Source organism: Halomonas sp. E14 (genome assembly GCF_052568415.1).
Genome location: NZ_CP199423.1, coordinates 1,609,733 through 1,630,291, shown reverse-complemented (window position 1 = coordinate 1,630,291; position 20,559 = coordinate 1,609,733). Strand labels below are relative to the sequence as shown.

The following is a 20,559-nucleotide window of genomic DNA, read 5'->3' as shown; positions in this document are numbered from 1 at the left end:
TGGAGGGCCCTGTGCCGACACCCCTGAACGTGACGCAGGTCTATCGCGCCTGCCCGGAAGACGCCTTCGACTTCGAGGTGACCAGCGAGCTGGCCTCGCTGGACATGCTCAGCGGCCATACACGGGCACGCGAGGCGCTCGATTTCGGCACCGCCATGCGCAGCGAGGGGTTCAACCTCTATGTGCTGGGCGACTCTGGCCATGGCAAGCATCAGCTGGTAGGGCGTTTCCTGACCGAGCGTTCGCGGGACGAGCCAACGCCGCCCGACATCGCCTATCGCTACAACTTCGACGACCCCAGCCGGCCGCGCTACCTGTTGCTGCCTACCGGCATGGGCCGGGTGCTGCGCGCCGACATCGAGCAGCTGGCCGAGGAGCTGCGCACCGCCATTCCGGCGATCTTCGAAGGCGACGAATACCAGAACCGTCTGCACGAGCTGAAGCAGGCCATGGGCGAGCGCCAGCGCGACGCCATCGAAGTGGTGCGCCGCGAGGCCCGCGAGCACGACATCCTGCTGCTCTCCACGCCCAATGGCTTCACCTTCGCCCCGGCCACCGCTGACGACAAGATGATGACACCGGACGCCTTCGAGCAGCTGCCCCAGGACGAACGCGAGCGCATCGAAGGCACCGTGCAGGTGCTGCAGCGCAAGCTCACCCAGGCCATCCGCCAGATGCCGCGCCTGGCCAAGCAGCTGCGCGAACAGGTCACGGCGCTGAACGAGGAGATGCTCCAGGCGGCCATCGGCGCGCCGCTGGCAGAGCTGGAGGAGCGCTATTCCGACCATGACGAGGTGATGGCCCACCTTAAGGCGATACGTGAAGCCTTGGTGCTGCACGTCGATGCCTTCCTGGAGGAGGAGCCCGACATTCCGCCGGAAGCAGTGTTCAGCCGCTTCCACCTCAACCTGATCGTCGACAACCTGGGCTGCGAGGGCGGCCCGGTGGTCTACCTCGACCTGCCTAGCCACCAGCACCTGGTCGGGCGCATCGAGCACCACGTGCACAACGGTACGCTGCTCACCGACTTCAGCCTGATCCGCGCCGGCGGGCTGCACCGCGCCAACGGCGGCTACCTGGTGCTGGACGTGCGCAGCCTGCTGATGCAGCCGGGTGCCTGGGAAACGCTGAAGCGGGTACTGCGGGCAGGCGAGATCCGCACCGAGTCGCTGGAGCAGGCCTACGGCCTGATTAGCACCACGACCCTGGAGCCCGAGCCCATTCCGCTGGATCTGAAGGTGGTGCTGCTGGGCGAGCGGATGTTCTATTACCTGCTGTGCGAGCAGGATCCGGACTTCCTCGAACTGTTCAAGGTGCAGGCCGACCTGGAAGACGAACTGGAGCGCAACCCGGCCAACCAGCCGCTGTTCGCTCGTATGGTCGCCACCCTGGCGCGGGAATCCTCGCTGCGCCCGCTCGACCGCAGCGGCGTGGCCGCCACCCTTGAACACGCCAGCCGCCTGGCCGACGACCAGACCAGGCTGACGGCGCGCCGCCGCCCACTGAGCGACCTGCTCGAGGAGGCCGACCACTGGGCCGACCGCGACGGCGCCAGCCTCATCGCCCGGGCGCACGTCGAAAAGGCCATTGCCCAGCAGCGCCTGCGCGCCGACCGCCTGCGCGAGCGCAGCCATGCGCTGATCGCCCGCGGCACCGTGGCGATCGAGACCCGCGGGCACCGAGTCGGTCAGGTCAACGGCCTGTCGGTGCTCAGCCTGGGCAACTTCGCCTTCGGCCAGCCAACCCGCATCACCGCTACCGCCCGCCCGGGGCCCGGCCAGGTGGTCGATATCGAACGCGAGGCGCGGCTGGGCGGGCGCATTCACTCCAAGGCGGTGATGATCCTGTCGCGCTGCCTGGCGAGCCGCTATGCCCCCGACACGCCGCTTTCGCTCTCCGCCAGCCTAGCCTTCGAGCAGTCTTACGGCGGCATTGAGGGCGACAGCGCCTCGGTGGCGGAGATATGCGCCTTGATCTCGGCCATCGCCCGGGTCGGCATCGACCAGCGCTTCGCCGTCACCGGCTCTATCGACCAGCACGGCAACGTACAGGCGGTGGGAGGCGTGAACGAGAAGATCGAGGGCTTCTTCGATATCTGCCAGGCACGCGGCGACACGGAGGGCAACGCCGTGCTGCTGCCCGCCACCAACGTGGAGCACCTGATGCTCAAGCGCGAGGTGCGCGATGCCATCGAGGCCGGTCGCTTCCGCGTCTATGCCATTGCCCACCTGGACGAGGCGCTGACCCTGCTGACCGGCATGCCCCTTGGCGAAGCCGATGCCGAGGGCCGCTACCCTGCAGGCTCGCTCAATGCCTTGGTGGTCGAGCGCCTGGCGGCCTTCCACCGCGCGGCCAAGGCAGGGGCGGCTGAGCAAGCGAAGGAGGACGGCGAGCGCGGACAAGATGGCGACTCGAGCCGGCGCAGCGGCCAGGCACCGGAGGAGCGCGGCGATGCCTAGGCACAGCGGACGAAAGGATGACGTGCGCGGCGCGGCAACACCCGCCGATGCGCAGGGCGGCAGTGACGCCCCGGGCGAACCCCTGTCGCGGGTTCTGGCGCTGCTGGACAGCTCGCGCCACAGCCAGGCGGCACTGGCCGCCGCCGTGGACCTGGCCTGCCGCCGCCGCGCCGAGCTGGTGGCGGTCTATGTGGAAGATCTGGACCTGCTGCGCTGCGCGGCCTTTCCCTTCTCCTGCGAGATCGGCGCCCAGTCCGGCCTGTCGCGCCCGCTCACGGCGGAGCGGCTGGAAAGCGTCATTGCGCGCCAGCTTCAGCGTGTGCAACAGGCGCTGCAGCTGGCGGTGGCCGGCCGTGACCTGTCGCACCGGCTAGAAGTGGGCCGCGGCCAGGTGGTCAACGAGGCCCTGGCCCGCACCGCCTCGGCGGATGTACTGGTGCTGGGCAAGGCCGGTGCGACCGAGCGCTACGGAACCCGCCTGGGCTCCACCAGCCGCCGCTTGATCCTCGAGGCGCCTTGCACGGTACTGCTGTGGGACGAGCGCCACCCGTTTCGTCGCGGCCCGCTGCACCGCCTTGCGCAACCGGCTCGTACGGCCGAGCCGCTTCCTGATGCGGCATTGGCGTTTCCCGGGTGGATGTCGGTGCTGTTCGAAGGCACTCTGCCCTTGCCGTGGCAGCATGCCGCCGAGCTCGAGCGCGCCCTACTGCATGCCGACGCTGGCGGCCTGCTGCTGACACGTCAGGAGCTTGCCCACTTGCTGGAGGAAGATCCGGAGCTGCTGGCGCGCATCCCGCTGCCCGTGGTGGTGACCCGCTAGGCGGTGTGCTGGCGGCAAGGGGCAGGAAGTCGGCGCCGGTGAACCGGGCAAGCCTGCCAACCGGTCAAATACGGGCCGCGAGGCTAGACTTCGCGCTCCTCTTCCACTCGGCGTCGCATCCAGGAGCCCAGCAGCAGCAGCAGCGTCAGCGCTACCAGCGGCAGCAGGATATCGGCACTGAGAAAGCTTTCATCGTTGGCGATGGCGTCCAGGCCGCTATAAATGGCGCTGGCATAGACGGCCCACTTGATGCCGAGCCCGAGCGTGGCCGCCAGTAGGTAGGTACCCAGCGGCAGCCGCCGGAGGCCGGCAGCAAAATTGATCACCGAATGGGGGAAGCCCGGCAATACGCGCAGTGCGCACTGGGTGAGAAGATCGCTGCGCGCTTCGAGCATGAGCATGACCTTGCGGGTCAGCCCCTTGGGTTGCCAGCGGTCGCCGGCCAGCGCCGCCAGCTGGTACGCACCCAGTGCACCGAGCACGCTGCCCAAGATCAGCATGGGCGTAGCCACGTGGGGCGGATAGAAAGGCGCGATCAGCCATAGGCCGATGCTGCCGGGCAGGCCGATGGCCAGCGTCACTGCCATCACCAGGATGACGCTGGTCACCACCAGGGGGTGGTGGCTGGTCTCTTCGGCCCACTGCCGAAAGGCGCTGAGATCAGGAGAGTGCCAGACCCACAGATAGGCCGCCATGGCCAGGCTGGCCCCCAGGACGACCCAGCGCCAGCGTCTGCGCAGCGAGGAAACCTCTGCCATCGACTCTCCACCCGACCCTTTTTGCGAAGGGCCATGTTGCCATGGAGGGCGCGCCGGGTCACCCCGCCGGCGGGGTTCAGGCATTCAGGCTTGCGTCATCCTCGTGCGAGGGCGGGTCGACAGGCGGCGAATCCTCCAGACGCGGCATGGCCGCCACGCGAAAATCCACATACTTCAACAGCCCCAACTGGGCGAACAGCACGGCCAGACACCACATCAGCCCTTTGATCATGGTCCTATCCTCGATCGAGACCGGAGCGGCCTCGTCAAGCAGATTCTAGTCCTGGCCGTGGCAAAGAAACAGGTAGGGCGCTAACTTTTTTTACGACCTTTTTCCACGCTACTTCAGCACAGCCTGACGCTACAGCCTGGCCTCGACCCGCTCGAGGATCTGCCGGCTCACCTTGTTCACCAGCGGCCGGGCAGCCTTGGTCACGGCCTTTTCCACCAGGCGGTTGCGGATGGTATAGGTCAGGGTCAGCGACACCTCGGTGCCCTCTTCCACCGGGGTCAACCGATAGCAGCCCTGGTTGTGCACGCCTTCGATCGACTCCCAGGCCAGCGTGTGCGGCGCCGTGCGTTCGGTAACGGCCACGTCAAAGGTCCAGTCCATACCCACCGCGCGCACATGCCAGCGGTAGCGCTCGTCGCCAAGCGGCTCGATCGCCTGGATCAGGTCGGAATAGTCGACAAATTCTTCGACGCGCTCCAGCAGGGCGAAGACGCGTTCGGGCGACGCCTTGAGAATTGCACTGTGTTCAATGGTGGCCATGCGGTTCCCTATGCTCGTGGACAGCGCTAAAATTTCGCCTTCGACTTTCAGGGTAACCGCCCTGCCCCTTTTCGGGCCAGCCCGGGCTTGCGCCCCCCACTGGCTTCGCATTTTCCAAGAGGTTCTGCATGTCCACTCCCAAGGTCGGTTTCGTCTCGCTGGGCTGCCCCAAGGCACTGGTAGATTCCGAGCGTATCCTGACTCAGCTGCGCACCGAAGGTTACGAGGTCGTGCCCAGCTACGACGACGCCGACGTGGTGGTGGTCAATACCTGCGGCTTCATTGATAGCGCCAAGGCCGAGTCGCTGGATGCCATCGGCGAGGCAATCGCCGAGAATGGGAAGGTCATCGTCACCGGCTGTATGGGCGTCGACGAGAGTGCAATTCGCAACGTGCATCCAAGCGTGCTGGCAGTCACCGGGCCCCAGCAGTACGAGCAGGTGGTCAATGCCGTACATGCCGCCGCCCCGTACGACTTTACCCACGACCCGCACATCGATCTGGTGCCGCCCCAGGGGGTCAAGCTGACGCCCCGCCATTACGCCTACCTGAAGATCTCGGAAGGCTGCAACCACAGCTGTAGCTTCTGCATCATCCCCTCCATGCGCGGCAAGCTGGTCAGCCGGCCGGTAGGCGACGTACTGCGCGAAGCCGAGGGGCTGGCCAAGGCCGGCGTGAAGGAGCTGCTGGTCATCTCCCAGGACACCAGCGCCTATGGGGTCGACCTGCGCTACGCGCCGAGCGAATGGCGCGGCCGCGAGGTGAAGACCCGCCTCACCGAGCTGTGCGAGGCGCTCGCCGAGCTGGGCATTCGCGTGCGGCTGCACTACGTCTACCCCTACCCCCACGTGGACGAGCTGATCCCGCTGATGGCGGAAGGCAAGATCCTGCCCTACCTGGATATCCCCTTCCAGCACGCCAGCCCCAAGGTGCTCAAGGCAATGAAGCGCCCGGCCTTCGAGGACAAGACCCTGGCCCGCATCCAGCGCTGGCGCGAGATCTGCCCCGAGCTGACCATTCGCTCCACTTTCATCGTCGGCTTTCCCGGCGAGACCGAAGAGGACTTCCAGTACCTGCTCGACTGGCTCAGTGAAGCCCAGCTCGACCGCGTAGGTTGCTTCCAGTACTCGCCGGTGGAGGGCGCACCGGCCAACGAGCTGGGCCTGGAGCCGGTGCCGGACGAGGTGAAGCAGGAGCGCTGGGAGCGCTTCATGGCGCACCAGCAGGCGATCTCCGCCGCGCGCCTCGAGCAGAAGATCGGCCGCGAGATCGAGGTGCTGGTGGATGAGGTCGACGAGGAGGGCCCGGTGGGCCGCAGCGAAGCCGATGCCCCGGAGATCGACGGCATGGTGTTCCTCGACTCCAAGCGCACCCTGCGCCCCGGCGACGTGGTACGCGCCCGCATCACCCACGCCGACGAATACGACCTGTGGGCCGAGGTGATCGAGGAGGCCCAGCCGGTCAAATTCTTGGACTTCTACTCCGCATAGAAGCCCGAGACGCAAGAACGCCGCCCCGAAGGGCGGCGTTCTTGTTTGAGCCTTGGCTCATCGGGCTCCGCGAACGGAGCCCGAAGGACGATCAGTCCTGACCCATCTGCTGCTTGATCAGATCGCCGATGGTGGTCGGGCCACCGGTTTCGACTTCCTGCTCGCGCAGCTTCTTCAGGTTCTGACGGGTGTCGTCCTGCTCCTTGGCCTTGATCGACAGGTTGATCGCACGGTTCTTGCGATCGACGTTGACGATGCGGGCCTCGACGGTGTCGCCTTCGCTCAGCACGTTGCGCGCGTCTTCGACGCGGTCGGCGCTGATCTCGGACGCCTTGAGCACGGCGACGACGTCAGTGGCCAGCTCGACGTGGGCTTCCTTGGCGTCGACTTCGATCACACGACCGGTGACGATAGAGCCCTTGTCGTTGACAGCCAGGTACTCGGCCACCGGGTCGGAGTCGAGCTGCTTGATGCCAAGCGAAATGCGCTCGCGCTCCGGGTCGATGGAGAGGATGACGGCTTCGGCTTCGTCACCCTTCTTGAAGCGACGCACGGCTTCTTCGCCAGTCTCGGACCAGGAGAGGTCGGACAGGTGAACCAGGCCGTCGATGCCGCCTTCCAGGCCGATGAAGATGCCGAAGTCGGTGATCGACTTGATCGAGCCGGAGACGCGATCGCCCTTGTTGTACTGGCCGCTGAAGGTTTCCCACGGGTTCGGGGTGCACTGCTTGATACCCAGGGAGATACGACGACGCTCTTCGTCGATATCCAGAATCATCACGTCCACTTCGTCGCCGATGTTGACGACCTTGGACGGGTGAATGTTCTTGTTGGTCCAGTCCATCTCGGAAACGTGAACCAGGCCTTCGACACCCTCTTCCAGCTCGGCGAAGCAGCCGTAGTCGGTGAGGTTGGTGACGCGCGCCTGAACCACGGTACCCTCGGGGTAGCGGTCCTTGATGTTGACCCACGGATCTTCGCCCAGCTGCTTCAGACCCAGGGAGACGCGGTTGCGCTCGCGGTCGAACTTCAGCACCTTCACGTTGATCTCGTCGCCCACGGCCACGATCTCGCTGGGATGCTTGATGCGCTTCCAGGCCATGTCGGTGATGTGCAGCAGGCCGTCGACGCCGCCCAGGTCGACGAAGGCGCCGTAGTCGGTCAGATTCTTGACGATACCGATGATCTGCTGGCCTTCCTGCAGGGTGGCGAGCAGGGCCTCACGCTCGGCGCTGTTCTCGGCTTCGAGCACGGCGCGGCGGGAAACCACCACGTTGTTGCGCTTCGGGTCGAGCTTGATGACCTTGAAGTCGAGTTCCTTGTGCTCGAGGTGCGTGGTATCGCGAACCGGACGCACGTCGACCAGGGAACCGGGGAGGAAGGCGCGGATGGAGTCGATGTCGACGGTGAAACCGCCCTTGACCTTGCCGTTGATCACGCCCTTGACGATCTCTTCCTTCTCGAAGGCGGCTTCCAGAATCTTCCACGCTTCGGCACGCTTGGCCTTCTCGCGAGACAGACGGGTCTCGCCGAAACCGTCTTCGACGGCTTCCAGGGCAACGCTGACTTCATCGCCAATGGCGATGCTGAGCACGCCATTGTCGTCGCGGAACTGCGCCGCGGGAATCTGCCCTTCGGACTTCAGGCCGGCATTGACGGTGACCCAGTCACCTTCGATGTCGACGACGGTAGCCGTGACGATGGCGCCCGGCTCCATGTTGATGTCCTGAAGTGACTGCTCAAACAGTTCAGCAAAGCTTTCGCTCATGATTTTCCTACGTGATCAACGGTGTTGAGGCGTCGCCGCCTTCTCCGCACCACCAGCGAGTGCGGGCCTTATTTACCCAATCCCACGCGGATGTTAACGCTGGTTGGACCTGGCCGGGCTTGCAAGTGCAAGTATGAGGTGTTGCCCGACCATGCCATGACATCCGAACGAGGGGGCCGCAAGGGAGATCAAGTCGCAGGGGCGAGGCCGCGCTGGGCCAGCCACTCCGTCAACCGTTCCACCACTTCCGGTATGCTCAGGCTCGTGGTGTCAAGCGTGATGGCGTCATCGGCCGGCTTGAGCGGTGCCACGCTGCGCTGCATGTCGCGAGCATCGCGCGCCTGAATTTCCTTCAAAAGACTCGATAGACTAGCATCCACCCCCGCCTGCTGCAACTGGAGGTGGCGCCTGCGCGCCCGTTCCTCGGGGCTGGCGGTGAGGAACACCTTGAGTTCGGCTTCAGGGAACACCACGGTGCCCATGTCACGACCGTCGGCCACCAGGCCGGGGGCCTGGCGAAAGTCGCGCTGACGCTGCAGCAGGCCCTGGCGCACGCCGTTGAGCGCCGCCACCCGGGAGGCGGCATCGCCCATCTGCTCGGTGCGGATCGCGCGGCTGACGTCATCGCCTTCGAGCAAAATCCTAGTGCTCTGCTCTTCGGCTACGAAGACCACATCGAGCCTGGAGGCGAGCCGCTCGAGCCCCGGCTCGTCGTCCAGCGCCACGCCGTGGCGCTGCGCCGCCAGGGCAGTGAGGCGATAGAGCGCGCCGCTGTCGAGCAGGTGCCAGCCCAGGCGCTCGGCGACCAGACGGCTGATGGTGCCCTTGCCGGCCCCGCCGGGGCCGTCGAGGGTCAGCACCGGGGCCGTGCCCTTCATGATGCGCTCCCTCCTCGCTCTTCGTTGACCATCAGCCCCACCGTACGGGCGAGCTCGGTGAAGCCGGGGAACGAAGTGGCCACATTGGCACAGTCGTCGATGACGATCTCTTCGCCGGCACGCAGCGCCGCCACCACGAAGGACATGGCGATACGGTGATCGCCCAGGCTGTCGATGCGACCGCCGCCGTAGGCAATCTCACGGTCGCCGGCGCCGACGATGTCGATGCCATCCTCGACCACGGTATGCGTCACGCCGATGGCGGCCAGGCCGTCGGCCATGGCCTGGATGCGGTCGGACTCCTTGACCCGCAGCTCCTCGGCGCCGCGCAGGCGCGTCACGCCGGTGGCGTTGGCGGCAGCGATGAACAGCGCGGGGAATTCGTCGATCGCCAGGGGCACCTGGTCGAGGGGAATGTCGATCCCCTTGAGCGGGGCGTAGCGGATATGCAGGTCGGCCACTGGCTCACCGCCCACCTCCTGCTCGTTGGCCAGCCACAGGTCGGCGCCCATCAGTTTGAGGATGTTGATCACGCCGATGCGGGTCGGATTGATGCCAACGTGCTCGAGCGTCAGGTTGGAGCCTGGGGTGATCGCCGCCGCCACCAGGAAGAAGGTGGCCGAGGAGATGTCCGACGGCACGTCGATCGGCGCGGCGGTAAGCTTGCCGCCGCCGCGGAGCCAGCAGGTGTCGCCTTCGCGGTGCACCTCGTAGCCGAAACCGGCGAGCATGCGCTCGGTGTGGTCGCGGGTCGGCGCCGGTTCGCGCACGCGGGTCTCGCCTTCAGCGTAGAGCCCGGCAAGCAGCAGACAGGATTTCACCTGGGCGCTGGCCATGGGCATGTCGTAGTCGATGCCCTTGAGCGGCTGGCGGCCATGGATCTTCAGCGGCGGGCGCCCGCCTTCGGCGGTGTCGATCTTGGCGCCCATCAGGCGCAAGGGGTCGGCCACGCGGCCCATGGGGCGCTTGGTCAGCGAGGCATCGCCGATCAGCTCGCTGTCGAAGGCCTGGCCCGCCAGCAACCCGGCGAACAGGCGCATGGCGGTGCCGGCGTTGCCCACGTAGAGCGGCCCGGCCGGCGCCTTGAGCCCATGCATGCCGACGCCATGCACGATGACACGGCCTTGATGCGGTCCTTCGATGGCCACACCCATCTCGCGGAAGGCCTGCAGGGTGGCCAGGCTGTCCTCCCCTTCCAGGAAGCCCTTCACTTCGGTCACGCCTTCGGCAAGTGCGCCCAGCATGATCGAACGATGGGAGATCGACTTGTCGCCGGGCACGCGAATGCGCCCGGCCACGCGTCCGCCGGGGGCGGCTCGGAAGGTGAGCTTTCCTTGTTGTTGCATCTGGTATTCCGCCTGATAACTGGTCTGATTCAGCAGGGAGTCGAAGTAGTGTCGAGCATGGCTGGCGCGGTCGAAGATGGCGAGCATGGCGTCGCTATCGCCCCGCTCCACGGCAAGCTTCAGCCGCGCCAGCCCCGCCTCGAAGTCGTTCAGGGCCGTCAGCACCGCCTCGCGATTAGCGGTGAAGATGTCGCGCCACATCACTGGGTCGCTGCCGGCAATGCGGGTGAAGTCGCGAAAGCCGCCGGCGGCGTAGCGAAAGATCTCCAGCCGTTCGTCCTGGCGTGCCAAGGTATCGACCAGGGAGAACGCCAGCAGGTGCGGCAGGTGGCTGGTGCGCGCCAACACCTGGTCGTGGCGCGCCACGTCCATCTCCAGCACCTCGGCGCCGCAGGCGCGCCACAGTGCCGTGACCCGCGCCAGGGCGCCCGGGGAGGTTTCGCTGGTGGGGGTGAGGATCACCTTGTGGTCGACGTAGAGGCGGGGGTTGGCAGCGGACACGCCGCTCTTTTCGGAGCCGGCGATGGGGTGGCCCAGCACCAGCCCGGACGGCAACCGCCCGAAGGCGCGCAGCGCACAGTCGCGCACGGCGGCCTTGGTGCTGCCGACATCGGTAACCACCACCTGAGGTGCGCCGCCGCTCACCTGCGCCTCGGGCAGCAGCGCGGCAAGCTCGCTCATGACGCTCTGCATGGCCAGCACCGGCACCGCCAGCACGATCAGCGAGGCGCCTTCGACCAGCGAGGCCAGCTGCGTCGCGCCGCTGTCGATCAGCCCCATGTCGATGCCGCGGGCGATCTCATCGGCGCTGGGGTCGCAGGCGACGATCGTTCCGGGGTGGCCACCCTGGCCGAAGCCGGCGGCACGCAGCGCTGCCGCCAGCGAACCGCCGATCAGCCCGAGGCCGACGATGAGCACCTTGGGCTCGTCGACCAAGCCGCCCGTCATGCGGCTCGGCGTCGCCTCTGCCATTCCGCGCTCCACCACGACTAGAGCACGCCCAGGGGGTAGGAGCCGAGCACCTTCATTTCGGAGGCACGCAGGCGTATCTCCTCGAGTACCGCCGCCACCCGGGGCTCGTCGATGTGGCCCTTGAAGTCGATAAAGAACACGTAGTTCCACACCCCGGTGCGCGAAGGCCGCGTCTCCAGGCGGGTGAGGTCGATCTGGTGGCGATGGAAGGGTTCGAGCAGGTCATGCAGCGCGCCGGGCTGGTTGCGCATGGCCACCACCAGCGAGGTCTTGTCCTCGCCGGACATGGGCACGTGCTGGTTGCCGATGATCAGGAATCGCGTGGAGTTGTCGGGGCGATCCTCGATCTTCTCGGCAATCTTCTCGAGGCCATACAGCTTGGCGGCCATGTCGCCGGCGATGGCGGCGCTGTGCCACTCGCCCTTGATCATCTTGGCGGCCTCGGCGTTGGAGGAAACCGGCACACGCTCGGCGCGCGGGAAGTGGGCGTCGAGCCACTTGCGGCACTGGGCAAAGGACTGCGGGTGGGAGTAGATGCGCGAGACCTTGTCACGCAGGGTCGACTCGGAGACCAGCAGGTGGTGGTGAATGCGTAGCACCACTTCGCCGCAGATACGGATCGAGGAGTCCATGAAGGAGTCGAGGGTGTGGCTGATGACGCCTTCCGTCGAATTCTCGACCGGCACCACGCCGTAGTTGACCGCCCCCGCCTCGACCTCGCGGAACACTTCGTCGATGGCCGCCATGGGCAGGCTAACGGCACTGGCGCCGAAGTGCTTGAGCGCCGCCTGCTGGGTGAAGGTGCCTTCCGGCCCCAGGTAGGCCACCTTGACCGGCTGTTCGAGGGCCAGGCAGGCGGACATGATCTCGCGGAACAGACGCGCCATCTCCTCGCTGTCCAGCGGGCCGGTGTTGAGCTCCATGATACGGCGCAGCACCTGCGCTTCGCGCTCGGGGCGGTAGAACACGGCGCCGGGGTCGCTCTGGGTCTTGACCTCGGCCACCTGCTGGGCGCATTCGGCACGCGCGCTGATCAGGCGCAATATCTCGCTGTCCAGCGCATCGATACGTTCGCGCAGCGCATCGAGATTGGCGATATCGGTCATGGGTTTATCCCCTGCGTTTTTCGAAGTCGGCCATGAAGTCGATCAGCGCCTCTACCGCCGCTTCGGGTACGGCATTGTAGAGGCTGGCCCGCATGCCGCCGACGCTGCGGTGCCCCTGAAGGTTGAGCAGCCCGGCCTGTTCGGCCTCGGCCAGGAACGGCTTGTCGAGGCGATCGTCGGCCAGCACGAAGGGCACGTTCATGCGCGAGCGGTTGCGCGGCGCGATGGGGTTGGAATAGAAGTCGCTGGCATCGATGGCGGCATACAGCCTGGCCGCCTTGCGCGCATTGATCGCGGCCATGGCGTCGAGCCCGCCGATGTCGTGCTTAAGCCATTGGAAGACCAGCCCCGCCAGGTACCAGGCGTAGGTGGGCGGCGTGTTCACCATGGAGCCGGCCTCGGCCATGGCCTGATAGTCGAACAGGCTGGGGATGCGCTGGCAGCGGCGGTCGAGCAGGTCGTCGCGCACGATGACCAGCGTGAGGCCGGCAGGGCCGATGTTCTTCTGGGCGCCGGCGTAAATCACACCAAAGCGCGACACGTCGAGCGGCTCGGCCAGGATACTGGAGGAGTAGTCGCATACCAGCGGCACGCCAACCTCGGGAATGTAGTCGAACTCCAGCCCGCCGATGGTCTCGTTGGCGGTGTAGTGCAGGTAGGCGGCATCGGCCGAGAGCGCGATATCGGCCTGGCTCGGCACTTCGGCATGGCCGCTGGGCTCGCTGGAGCCAGCCATGTGCGCGGCGAAGCCTAGCTGCTTGGCTTCCGCCAGCGCCTTCTTGCCCCAGATACCGGTATAAAGGAAGTTGGCGGTGCCACCCTGCCCCAGCAGGTTCATCGGCACCATGGAGAACTGCAGGCTCGCCCCGCCCTGCAGGAACAGCACCTTGTAGTTCTCGGGGATGGTGAGCAGTTCGCGCAGGTCGGCCTCGGCCTGCTCGGCGATGGCGACGAACTCGGTCGAGCGGTGGCTCATCTCCATGACCGAGAGCCCACGGCCCTGATAGTCGAGCAGCTCTTCCCTGGCGCGTTCCAGTACCGGGGTGGGCAGCGCCGCGGGACCGGCGCAGAAATTATAGTGGCGTGTCATCAGCGTGGTGTTCCGTCTCAGCTCCAGCATGGTTACTGAACCGATGAGCGATGAGCGGATCCGTCGACACGTCATGCGAGGGCGCTGTGACCCCTTCCCTGGCGCTACTTTTGCCAGCCCTGGCAAAAGACCTCGCTATGACCTGCCCCCGGCGCTCATCGCTCGACTTGGTGGCTAGCCTTATTCGTCGTTCTGGCTTTCGCCCTTGTCCACATCCGGCCCGCCCTGGCGCTCGGCTTGCAGGGCATCTTCCGAGGCGTTCTCGGCACCGCTGCCAGGCTCGACCTCCGCCTCGGTTTCGTTCTCGGCTTCGGGCTCGTCGATGCGCACGGTCTTGACCAGCGTCTCGTCGTTGCCCAGGCGAATCAGCATCACGCCCTGGGTGTTGCGCGAGGTGATCGAGACCTCATCGACGCGGGTACGCACCAAGGTGCCGCGGTCGGTGATCAGCATCATCTCGTCGGCGGAGTAGACCTGCATGGCGGCAACCAGGGAGCCGTTGCGCTCGCTGGTCTGCATGGCGATGACGCCCTGGCCGCCGCGACCGCGCAGCGGGAACTCCTCGAGCCGGGTGCGCTTGCCGTAGCCGTTCTCGGAGGCGGTGAGGATGTAGATCTGGCCGCCGTTGCCGTTCTCCAGCACGGCATCTTCCCCGCCTTCGATATCATTGTCGGCGTCGGCATCGATCTGCTGGCTCTGGGGGATGATCAGGCTGATCACCTCGGCGCCTTCCAGCAGGCGCATGCCGCGCACACCGCGGGCGGTGCGACCCATGGCGCGTACGGTGGTCTCCTCGAAGCGGATCGCCTTGCCGTTGGAGGACAGCAGCATCACGTGGTCGTTGCCCGAGGTAATGGCCGCGCCCACCAGGCGGTCGTCCTCTTCGATGTCGATGGCGATCAGGCCGACGCTGCGCGGACGCGAGAACTGGTCAAGGCTGGTGCGCTTGACCGTGCCTTTGGCAGTGGCAAAGAAGATGTAGCAGTCGGGGCTGTAGTCCTTCACCGGCAGGATGGCGTTGATCGCCTCGCCTTCGTCCAGCGGCAGCAGGTTGACCAGCGGCTTGCCACGGGAGCCACGGCTGGCGGCCGGCATTTCGTAGACCTTGAGCCAGTACACCTTGCCCTTGTTGGAGAACAGCAGCACGGTGTCGTGGGTGGAGGCCACCAGCAGGTGCTCGATGACGTCCTCATCCTTCATGGCGGTGGCCGACTTGCCGCGACCACCACGGCGCTGGGCCTGGTAGTCGGAGAGCGGCTGGGTCTTGGCATAGCCGGTGCGCGACACCGTGACCACCATGTCCTCCTCGGCGATCAGGTCCTCGATGGAAAGGTCCAGGTGGCTGGCCTGGATCTCGGTGCGGCGTGGGTCGCCGAACTGGTCGCGCACGGCGATCAGCTCTTCGCGGATCACCTCGAGCAGGCGCTCGCTGGAGGCAAGGATCGCCATCAGCTCGGCAATGTTCTGCAGGATGGCCAGGTATTCGTCGAGCAGCTTCTCGGTCTCGAGGCCGGTCAGGCGATGCAAGCGCAATTCGAGGATGGCCTGGGCCTGGGCCGGCGAAAGCCGATATTCGGAGCCGGTGGTATTGAGGCCGAAGCCCTCTTCGAGCTCCTCGGGCTTGCATGAGGTGGCGCCGGCACGCTCGAGCATGGCGGTGACCTGTCCGGGCTGCCACTGCTTGGCCAGCAGCTTCTCCTTGGCTTCGGCGGCGTTCGGCGAGGCCTTGATCAGCTCAATCACCTCGTCGATGTTGGAGATGGCCACGGCCAGGCCTTCGAGGATGTGGCCGCGCTCGCGCGCTTTCTTCAATTCATACAGCGTGCGCCGGGTGACCACTTCGCGGCGGTGGCGGATGAAGGCTTCCAGCACTTCTTTCAGGTTGAGAATCTTCGGCTGGCCGTTCTCGATGGCGACCATGTTGATGCCGAAAACGTTCTGCAGCTGGGTCTGGGCGAAGAGGTTGTTGACCACCACCTCGCCGGATTCGCCGCGCTTGACCTCGATCACCACGCGCAGGCCATCCTTGTCGGACTCGTCGCGCAGCTCGGCAATGCCCTCGATCTTCTTTTCCTTGACCAGCTCGGCGATCTTCTCGATCAGCCGCGCCTTGTTCACCTGGTACGGCAGTTCGGTGACGATGATATGGTCGCGGCCGCTCTTGTCGTCGTGCTCGATGGTGTGCCGAGCGCGCACGTAGATGCGCCCGCGGCCGGTGCGGTAAGCCTCGAGGATGCCGGCCCGGCCGTTGATGATGCCGGCAGTGGGAAAGTCGGGGCCAGGGATGTAGGCCAGCAGGTCGTCAACGGTAAGGGTGTAGTCGTCGACCAGCGCCAGGCAGGCGTCGATCACCTCGCCCATGTTGTGCGGCGGGATATTGGTGGCCATGCCCACGGCGATGCCCGAGGAGCCGTTGATCAGCAGGTTGGGCACGCGGGTCGGCAGCACCTCGGGGATACGCTCGGTGCCGTCGTAGTTGTCGACCCAGTCGACGGTGTCCTTATCGAGGTCGGCGAGCAGTTCATGGGCGAGCCGCGCCATGCGCACTTCGGTGTAACGCATGGCCGCGGCGCTGTCGCCGTCGATGGAGCCGAAGTTGCCCTGGCCGTCGACCAGCACATGGCGCATGGAGAAGTGCTGGGCCATGCGGACGATGGTGTCGTAGACCGCGCTGTCGCCGTGGGGGTGGTACTTACCGATGACATCGCCCACCACGCGGGCCGACTTCTTGTAGGGCTTGTTCCAATCGTTGCCGAGTTCGTTCATGGCGAACAGCACGCGCCGGTGCACCGGCTTGAGGCCGTCGCGCACGTCGGGCAGCGCACGCCCGATGATCACGCTCATCGCATAATCAAGGTACGACTGCTTGAGCTCGTCCTCGATGTTGACTGGCAGAATCTCTCTGGCGATGTCACCCATGGGTTGTCGAATCCTTTGCACAGCAGCGGGGTAACGCGTCCTCATGGCGCGCCATTACAGCCTGCCATGATACCACTGCGGACCCCACAAGGGCACCGCAGGAGACACCGCCCATGCATGCCGCCAGGGCGCTAAGGCGCCCTTCGGGGGCGAGCCTGGCCGCAGCGACGACGCCCACCCCGCCATTCTCAGCCTTCGCTCAGCACCAGTGGCTCCAGGGCACCGCGAATCTCGCCTTCGATGACCAGGGACTGCTGGGCCTTGACGTCTAGCAGCACGAAGGTGAGGTCGGCATCGACAACCGGCTTGCCATCCTTGAGGCGGCGGATCACCTGGTGCATGCGGGCGCTACGGCTGCCCACCTCGGCAAGGTGCGTCAGCACTTCCAGGTCGTCGCCTGCCACCGCCGCCAGCCGATAGTTGATGTTGAGGTTGACGGCCACGAAGGCTGGATTACCGCTGGCGAAGAAACGGGCAAGCTCGGGACGATCATCGAAATAGCCCCAGCGCCCCTCTTCCAGAAACTCCAGGTAGCGCGCATTGTTAACGTGGCCGTAACCATCCAGGTGGTAGCCACGCACGCGCAGGGTGACACGGGACAAGCGGGTATCCATGCAGCTCTCCTTGTTGACTCGCCTAAAGGCCGCCAATGCGGCAACCCTGAATTCTAGGCGGCCCGCCTGTCCAAATTCAAACAGGGGTTTGAAAATGGCGGTATGAAAATTGATCTACGCAGAATCTTTGGCCAGCGCTTCGGCTTGCCACTGGAACCGCCCATCGCCGTTGTCCATAATATGCCTCCTTTTTGCTCCGGGTACCCGCTATGTGGTTCAAGCACTTGCATCTCTATCGCCTGCATGACGCAGCCACCATCGCAGCCGCCGACCTCGAAGAGGCCCTGGCCGCGCAGGCGGCGCGAGCACCGGCGAGCCAAGAGGCCAGGCGCGTTGGCTGGTGCCCTCCCGCCGGTCGCAACGCCACCACCCTGCTGCACGAACTACAGGGCCAGCGGCTCATGACCCTGCTACGCCAGGAGCGGCTGCTGCCCGCCGGCGTGGTGCGCGAGGAGCTGGAAGAGCGCGGTGCCGAGATCGAGGCCCGCGAGGGGCGCAAGCTACGCCGCCAGGAGAAACAGGAGCTCAAGGAGCAGATCTACGAGGAGCTGCTGCCGCGGGCGTTCATCCGCAGCCAGAAGGTCGACCTGTGGTGGGATACCCGACGCCACCTAATCGCGGTGAACACCAGCTCGCGCAAGCGTGCCGAAGAGGCACTCGACCTGCTGCGCGAGACCCTGGGCAGCCTCAAGGTGACGCCGCTGACCGCCCAGACGCTGCCGGTGCGCGCCATGACCCAATGGCTTGCCGAGGAGGGTTCACGCCCACCCGGCCTGCAGCTGGGCGACCAGGTTGAGCTCAAGGCCAAGGGCGACGACGGCGTGCTGCGTGCTCGCCAGGTCGACCTGGACAGCGACGAGATCCAGCAGCTGCTTGCCGCCGGCAAACAGGCCAGCCGCCTGGCCATCGAAGTTGAGGGCCGCCTGGGCTACGTGCTGCACGACGACCTGACGCTCAAGTCCCTGCGGTTCAGCGACGCCCTGATCGACGCCGCCAATGAAACCGAGGACGATGGCGATGCGCTGGTGCGGCTGGAGGCCGACTTTATGCTGATGACCCAGGCGCTGGCGGAAGAAATCGAACAGCTGATCGAATGGCTGGGCGGCGAAGCCACCCAGAGCACACCCCAGAGCCACTCATGAACGACCCCGGCAAACAAGATACGCAGATGACCGATACCCCCGCCGGCCCTACCGCGCCGGACCCTTGGGCCGCCATTCGTCCTTACCAGGACAGTGAAGTGGCCGATGTACTGGCCCGCCTGGCCAGCGACCGCGAACTGCTCGACGCCTTGACGCGCTATCGGCTGCCGCGCCTCAGCCGCTCGCTGCCCTGGCTGGCGCGCGGCCTGGCCTCCCATGCCATCCGGCGACAGACCCGCGATGTGACTGGCGTGCGCGATTTCCAGCTGCGCGTGGCCTACTACATGGAGCGCATGATTCGCACCTCCACCGACGACTTTCGCGTGGAAGGCCTCGAGCACCTGCCGCCGGAAGGCGCCTACCTGTTCATCGGCAACCATCGCGACATCTCGCTCGACCCGGCTTTCGTCAACTACGCCCTGCACCTGGCAGGCCGCGACACGGTGCGCATCGCCATCGGCGACAACTTGCTGAAGAAGCCCTATGTGACCGACCTGATGCGGCTCAACAAGAGCTTCATCGTGCCGCGCGCGCTGCGCGGCAAGCGCGCCATGCTGGCCGCCTACCAGACCCTTTCCGACTACATTCGCCACTCCATCGTGGAAGACCAGCACTCGATCTGGATGGCGCAGCGCGAAGGCCGTGCCAAGGACGGCATCGACCGTACCGACACGGCCATTATCAAGATGCTGACCATGGCGCGCCGGCGCGAGGATCGCGCCGCACCGATCGGCGAGGCAATCGCCGAACTGCGGCTGGTACCGGTATCGATCAGCTACGAGTACGACCCCTGCGACCTGCAGAAGGCGCGCGAGCTGCATGCCATACATAGCCAGGGGCGCTACGAGAAGAGCAAGTTCGAGGATATCCAGTCGATCGTCGCCGGTATCACCGGGCACAAGGGGCGTGTCCAGCTGCGCTTCGGCAGGCCGCTCGGCCCTGGCTTCGACACGCCAGAGGCCGTAGCCGCCGAGATCGACCGCCAGGTGATAGGTGGCTATGAGCTGTTCCCCAGCCACTATCTTGCCTTGGAGGCACTGGGCGATGCGCCCGAGCTGGTGGACCTGAGCCAGGTAAGCAGCGCCGATCGCGCCCGCTTCCAGGCCCGCCTCAAAGAGGTGCCGGCCGAACTGCACCCCTGGTGGCTGGCCCAGTATGCCAACCCGGTGCGTAACAAGGCGGAACGCCTAGCCGATTGCAGCCTGGGGGATGCGTGAGCCAGCACGCCCATCTGCCGCTCGATCGCGGGGCACAGACACGCGAGGCCCACAAGGTCACGCTGATCGGCGCCGTCATCGACTTAATTGTGGGCTTGCTCAAGCTGGTGACCGGCCTGCTGGTAGGCTCGGCGGCGCTGGTAGCCGACGGTATCCACTCCTTCTCGGACCTGGTGACCGACGGCTTCGTGGTGGCGGCCACCCACTACGGACGCCAGGAGCCGGACAGCAACCATCCCTACGGCCATGGGCGTATCGAGACCCTGGCCACGCTGATGCTTGGCAGCGTACTGATCTTCGTGGCTGGCGGCATTGCCTGGGCCAGCCTGATGCGCCTGATAGGCGGCGAACCGTTCGTCGCCCCTGGCGCCTGGGCGATTGGCGTGGCCGTGGTTGCGCTGGTCGCCAAAGAGTGGATCTTTCGCTATACGCTTCGCGTGGCGCGACGGGTGAAATCCCGCCTGCTGGAAGCCAATGCGTGGCACTCCCGCTCCGATGCGCTCTCGACCGTGGTGGTACTGGTGAGCCTGGTAGCCGCCCAGTTCGGTGCCGGCTGGGTGGATGCGCTGGCCGCCATCGTGGTGGGGATCATGGTAGGCCAGGTGGGGTGGCGGCTGATGTGGGAGTCGAGCCGCGAGCTGATCGACACCGCCCTGCCGGAAGCCGAGCGCACGCGCATGCAGGCATTGGCCGAGTCGGTGCCCGGCGTGGAGAGCGTGCATGACCTGCGCACCCGCTCCTTGGGGAGCCAGAACGTGCTTGACCTGCACATCGTGGTAGCCCCGAGGCTGACGGTCTCCGAGGCGCATGAAATCGGCAATGCCGTGAGTCGCCGGCTGCGCGAGGCCTTTACTGACCTGGCCGAGGTTACCTTCCACATCGACCCCGAAGACGATGCCGGCGAAACCGAGCACAGCCTGCGCCCCGGCCTGCCGCTGCGCCAGGATGTAGAGACCATGCTCGATGATGCCTGGCACGCTTGCCCGGCATGGCAGCAGCGCGTAGCGGTGGATCTTCACTACCTCGCCGACCGCATCGACATTTCCGTCTATGTGGGTGTTCTACCCCCTCAGCAGAGCCTTGACGGCGCCGCACGCGACCTACGGGAGAGCTCCCTGTCACTGCCCTGGGTCGGCCGGCTGCGAGTCTGGCAAGGGCCCGGCAAGGGCTGAGACGAACCGAACACCTGCCCTAGAATGCCCCTTATT

Annotated in this window: 16 protein-coding genes; 6 read left to right on the top strand and 10 right to left on the bottom strand. The window is 65.9% G+C overall.

From position 1 onward, the window contains the following. Positions 1-11: 11 nt before the first annotated feature. Both ACT7B3_RS07605 and ACT7B3_RS07600 read left to right on the top strand, forming a co-directional pair. Positions 12-2,459: a Lon protease family protein gene (locus ACT7B3_RS07605; protein ID WP_445157460.1), complete on the top strand. Its 2,448-nt coding sequence runs from the start codon at positions 12-14 to the stop codon at positions 2,457-2,459. Further along, positions 2,452-3,279 carry a universal stress protein gene (locus ACT7B3_RS07600; protein WP_445157459.1) on the top strand — a complete coding sequence of 276 codons (828 nt, stop codon included), beginning with the start codon at positions 2,452-2,454 and terminating at the stop codon, positions 3,277-3,279. Before ACT7B3_RS07605 ends, ACT7B3_RS07600 begins: the two co-directional genes overlap by 8 nt. 83 nt (positions 3,280-3,362) lie before the next feature. On the opposite strand, the gene ACT7B3_RS07595 is transcribed toward ACT7B3_RS07600, so the two are convergent. The 3 genes from ACT7B3_RS07595 to ACT7B3_RS07585 all read right to left on the bottom strand — a co-directional run bounded on the left by ACT7B3_RS07595 (position 3,363) and on the right by ACT7B3_RS07585 (position 4,809). After that, positions 3,363-4,037: a TVP38/TMEM64 family protein gene (locus ACT7B3_RS07595; RefSeq protein WP_445157458.1), complete on the bottom strand. Its 675-nt coding sequence runs from the start codon at positions 4,035-4,037 to the stop codon at positions 3,363-3,365. Positions 4,038-4,113: 76 nt separating this feature from the next. After that, on the bottom strand, positions 4,114-4,269 hold the full coding sequence (locus tag ACT7B3_RS07590) for a hypothetical protein (RefSeq protein ID WP_445157457.1): 156 nt from the start codon (positions 4,267-4,269) through the stop codon (positions 4,114-4,116). 129 nt (positions 4,270-4,398) lie between these two features. Next, the gene (locus ACT7B3_RS07585) at positions 4,399-4,809 is read right to left on the bottom strand and encodes an SRPBCC family protein (RefSeq protein ID WP_444677824.1); all 411 of its coding nucleotides are present in this window, start codon (positions 4,807-4,809) and stop codon (positions 4,399-4,401) included. A 128-nt stretch (positions 4,810-4,937) separates the two neighbouring features. Between ACT7B3_RS07585 and rimO the strand changes: the two genes are divergently transcribed. Beyond that, a complete protein-coding gene (gene rimO, locus ACT7B3_RS07580; RefSeq protein WP_445157456.1) occupies positions 4,938-6,299 on the top strand; it encodes a 30S ribosomal protein S12 methylthiotransferase RimO in 1,362 nt (453 codons plus the stop codon). Positions 6,300-6,390: 91 nt separating this feature from the next. Here rimO and rpsA read toward each other — a convergent pair whose 3' ends face one another. The 7 genes from rpsA to ACT7B3_RS07545 all read right to left on the bottom strand — a co-directional run bounded on the left by rpsA (position 6,391) and on the right by ACT7B3_RS07545 (position 16,992). Further along, positions 6,391-8,067, bottom strand: a complete 1,677-nt coding sequence (gene rpsA / locus ACT7B3_RS07575) for a 30S ribosomal protein S1 (RefSeq protein ID WP_445157455.1) — start codon at positions 8,065-8,067, stop codon at positions 6,391-6,393. A 188-nt stretch (positions 8,068-8,255) separates the two neighbouring features. After that, the gene (cmk, locus tag ACT7B3_RS07570) at positions 8,256-8,945 is read right to left on the bottom strand and encodes a (d)CMP kinase (protein WP_445157454.1); all 690 of its coding nucleotides are present in this window, start codon (positions 8,943-8,945) and stop codon (positions 8,256-8,258) included. Beyond that, on the bottom strand, positions 8,942-11,263 hold the full coding sequence (locus tag ACT7B3_RS07565; protein ID WP_445157453.1) for a bifunctional prephenate dehydrogenase/3-phosphoshikimate 1-carboxyvinyltransferase: 2,322 nt from the start codon (positions 11,261-11,263) through the stop codon (positions 8,942-8,944). The genes cmk and ACT7B3_RS07565 overlap by 4 nt, the downstream gene beginning before the upstream one ends. Before the next feature lie 17 nt (positions 11,264-11,280). Then, positions 11,281-12,369 (bottom strand): prephenate dehydratase, encoded by a 1,089-nt coding sequence (gene pheA, locus ACT7B3_RS07560; RefSeq protein WP_445157452.1) that lies wholly within the window; start codon positions 12,367-12,369, stop codon positions 11,281-11,283. A gap of 4 nt (positions 12,370-12,373) precedes the next feature. Beyond that, the gene (gene serC, locus ACT7B3_RS07555) at positions 12,374-13,459 is read right to left on the bottom strand and encodes a 3-phosphoserine/phosphohydroxythreonine transaminase (RefSeq protein ID WP_444677825.1); all 1,086 of its coding nucleotides are present in this window, start codon (positions 13,457-13,459) and stop codon (positions 12,374-12,376) included. Positions 13,460-13,639: 180 nt separating this feature from the next. Further along, complete coding sequence (gene gyrA, locus ACT7B3_RS07550) at positions 13,640-16,378, bottom strand: DNA gyrase subunit A (RefSeq protein ID WP_444677826.1); 2,739 nt, start codon at positions 16,376-16,378, stop codon at positions 13,640-13,642. A gap of 188 nt (positions 16,379-16,566) precedes the next feature. Continuing rightward, positions 16,567-16,992 (bottom strand): acyl-CoA thioesterase, encoded by a 426-nt coding sequence (locus ACT7B3_RS07545; RefSeq protein ID WP_444677827.1) that lies wholly within the window; start codon positions 16,990-16,992, stop codon positions 16,567-16,569. Between the two features lie 209 nt (positions 16,993-17,201). Between ACT7B3_RS07545 and ACT7B3_RS07540 the strand changes: the two genes are divergently transcribed. Genes ACT7B3_RS07540 through ACT7B3_RS07530 form a run of 3 tightly spaced genes read left to right on the top strand, consistent with a single transcriptional unit; the run spans position 17,202 to position 20,523 of the window. Continuing rightward, the gene (locus tag ACT7B3_RS07540; RefSeq protein WP_445157451.1) at positions 17,202-18,134 is read left to right on the top strand and encodes a recombination-associated protein RdgC; all 933 of its coding nucleotides are present in this window, start codon (positions 17,202-17,204) and stop codon (positions 18,132-18,134) included. A gap of 26 nt (positions 18,135-18,160) precedes the next feature. Next, positions 18,161-19,351, top strand: a complete 1,191-nt coding sequence (locus ACT7B3_RS07535; protein WP_445157450.1) for a 1-acyl-sn-glycerol-3-phosphate acyltransferase — start codon at positions 18,161-18,163, stop codon at positions 19,349-19,351. Next, positions 19,348-20,523, top strand: a complete 1,176-nt coding sequence (locus tag ACT7B3_RS07530; protein WP_445157449.1) for a cation diffusion facilitator family transporter — start codon at positions 19,348-19,350, stop codon at positions 20,521-20,523. Before ACT7B3_RS07535 ends, ACT7B3_RS07530 begins: the two co-directional genes overlap by 4 nt. Positions 20,524-20,559 lie beyond the last annotated feature (36 nt).

Excerpts from the sequence above, each read along its gene's own strand:
- ACT7B3_RS07600 (WP_445157459.1), top strand. The coding sequence starts at position 2,452 with ATGCCTAGGCACAGCGGACGAAAGGATGACGTGCGCGGCGCGGCAACA.
- ACT7B3_RS07595 (WP_445157458.1), bottom strand. The coding sequence starts at position 4,037 with ATGGCAGAGGTTTCCTCGCTGCGCAGACGCTGGCGCTGGGTCGTCCTG.
- ACT7B3_RS07590 (WP_445157457.1), bottom strand. The coding sequence starts at position 4,269 with ATGATCAAAGGGCTGATGTGGTGTCTGGCCGTGCTGTTCGCCCAGTTG.
- ACT7B3_RS07585 (WP_444677824.1), bottom strand. The coding sequence starts at position 4,809 with ATGGCCACCATTGAACACAGTGCAATTCTCAAGGCGTCGCCCGAACGC.
- rimO (WP_445157456.1), top strand. The coding sequence starts at position 4,938 with ATGTCCACTCCCAAGGTCGGTTTCGTCTCGCTGGGCTGCCCCAAGGCA.
- rpsA (WP_445157455.1), bottom strand. The coding sequence starts at position 8,067 with ATGAGCGAAAGCTTTGCTGAACTGTTTGAGCAGTCACTTCAGGACATC.
- cmk (WP_445157454.1), bottom strand. The coding sequence starts at position 8,945 with ATGAAGGGCACGGCCCCGGTGCTGACCCTCGACGGCCCCGGCGGGGCC.
- ACT7B3_RS07565 (WP_445157453.1), bottom strand. The coding sequence starts at position 11,263 with ATGGCAGAGGCGACGCCGAGCCGCATGACGGGCGGCTTGGTCGACGAG.
- pheA (WP_445157452.1), bottom strand. The coding sequence starts at position 12,369 with ATGACCGATATCGCCAATCTCGATGCGCTGCGCGAACGTATCGATGCG.
- serC (WP_444677825.1), bottom strand. The coding sequence starts at position 13,459 with ATGACACGCCACTATAATTTCTGCGCCGGTCCCGCGGCGCTGCCCACC.
- gyrA (WP_444677826.1), bottom strand. The coding sequence starts at position 16,378 with ATGGGTGACATCGCCAGAGAGATTCTGCCAGTCAACATCGAGGACGAG.
- ACT7B3_RS07545 (WP_444677827.1), bottom strand. The coding sequence starts at position 16,992 with ATGGATACCCGCTTGTCCCGTGTCACCCTGCGCGTGCGTGGCTACCAC.
- ACT7B3_RS07540 (WP_445157451.1), top strand. The coding sequence starts at position 17,202 with ATGTGGTTCAAGCACTTGCATCTCTATCGCCTGCATGACGCAGCCACC.
- ACT7B3_RS07535 (WP_445157450.1), top strand. The coding sequence starts at position 18,161 with ATGACCGATACCCCCGCCGGCCCTACCGCGCCGGACCCTTGGGCCGCC.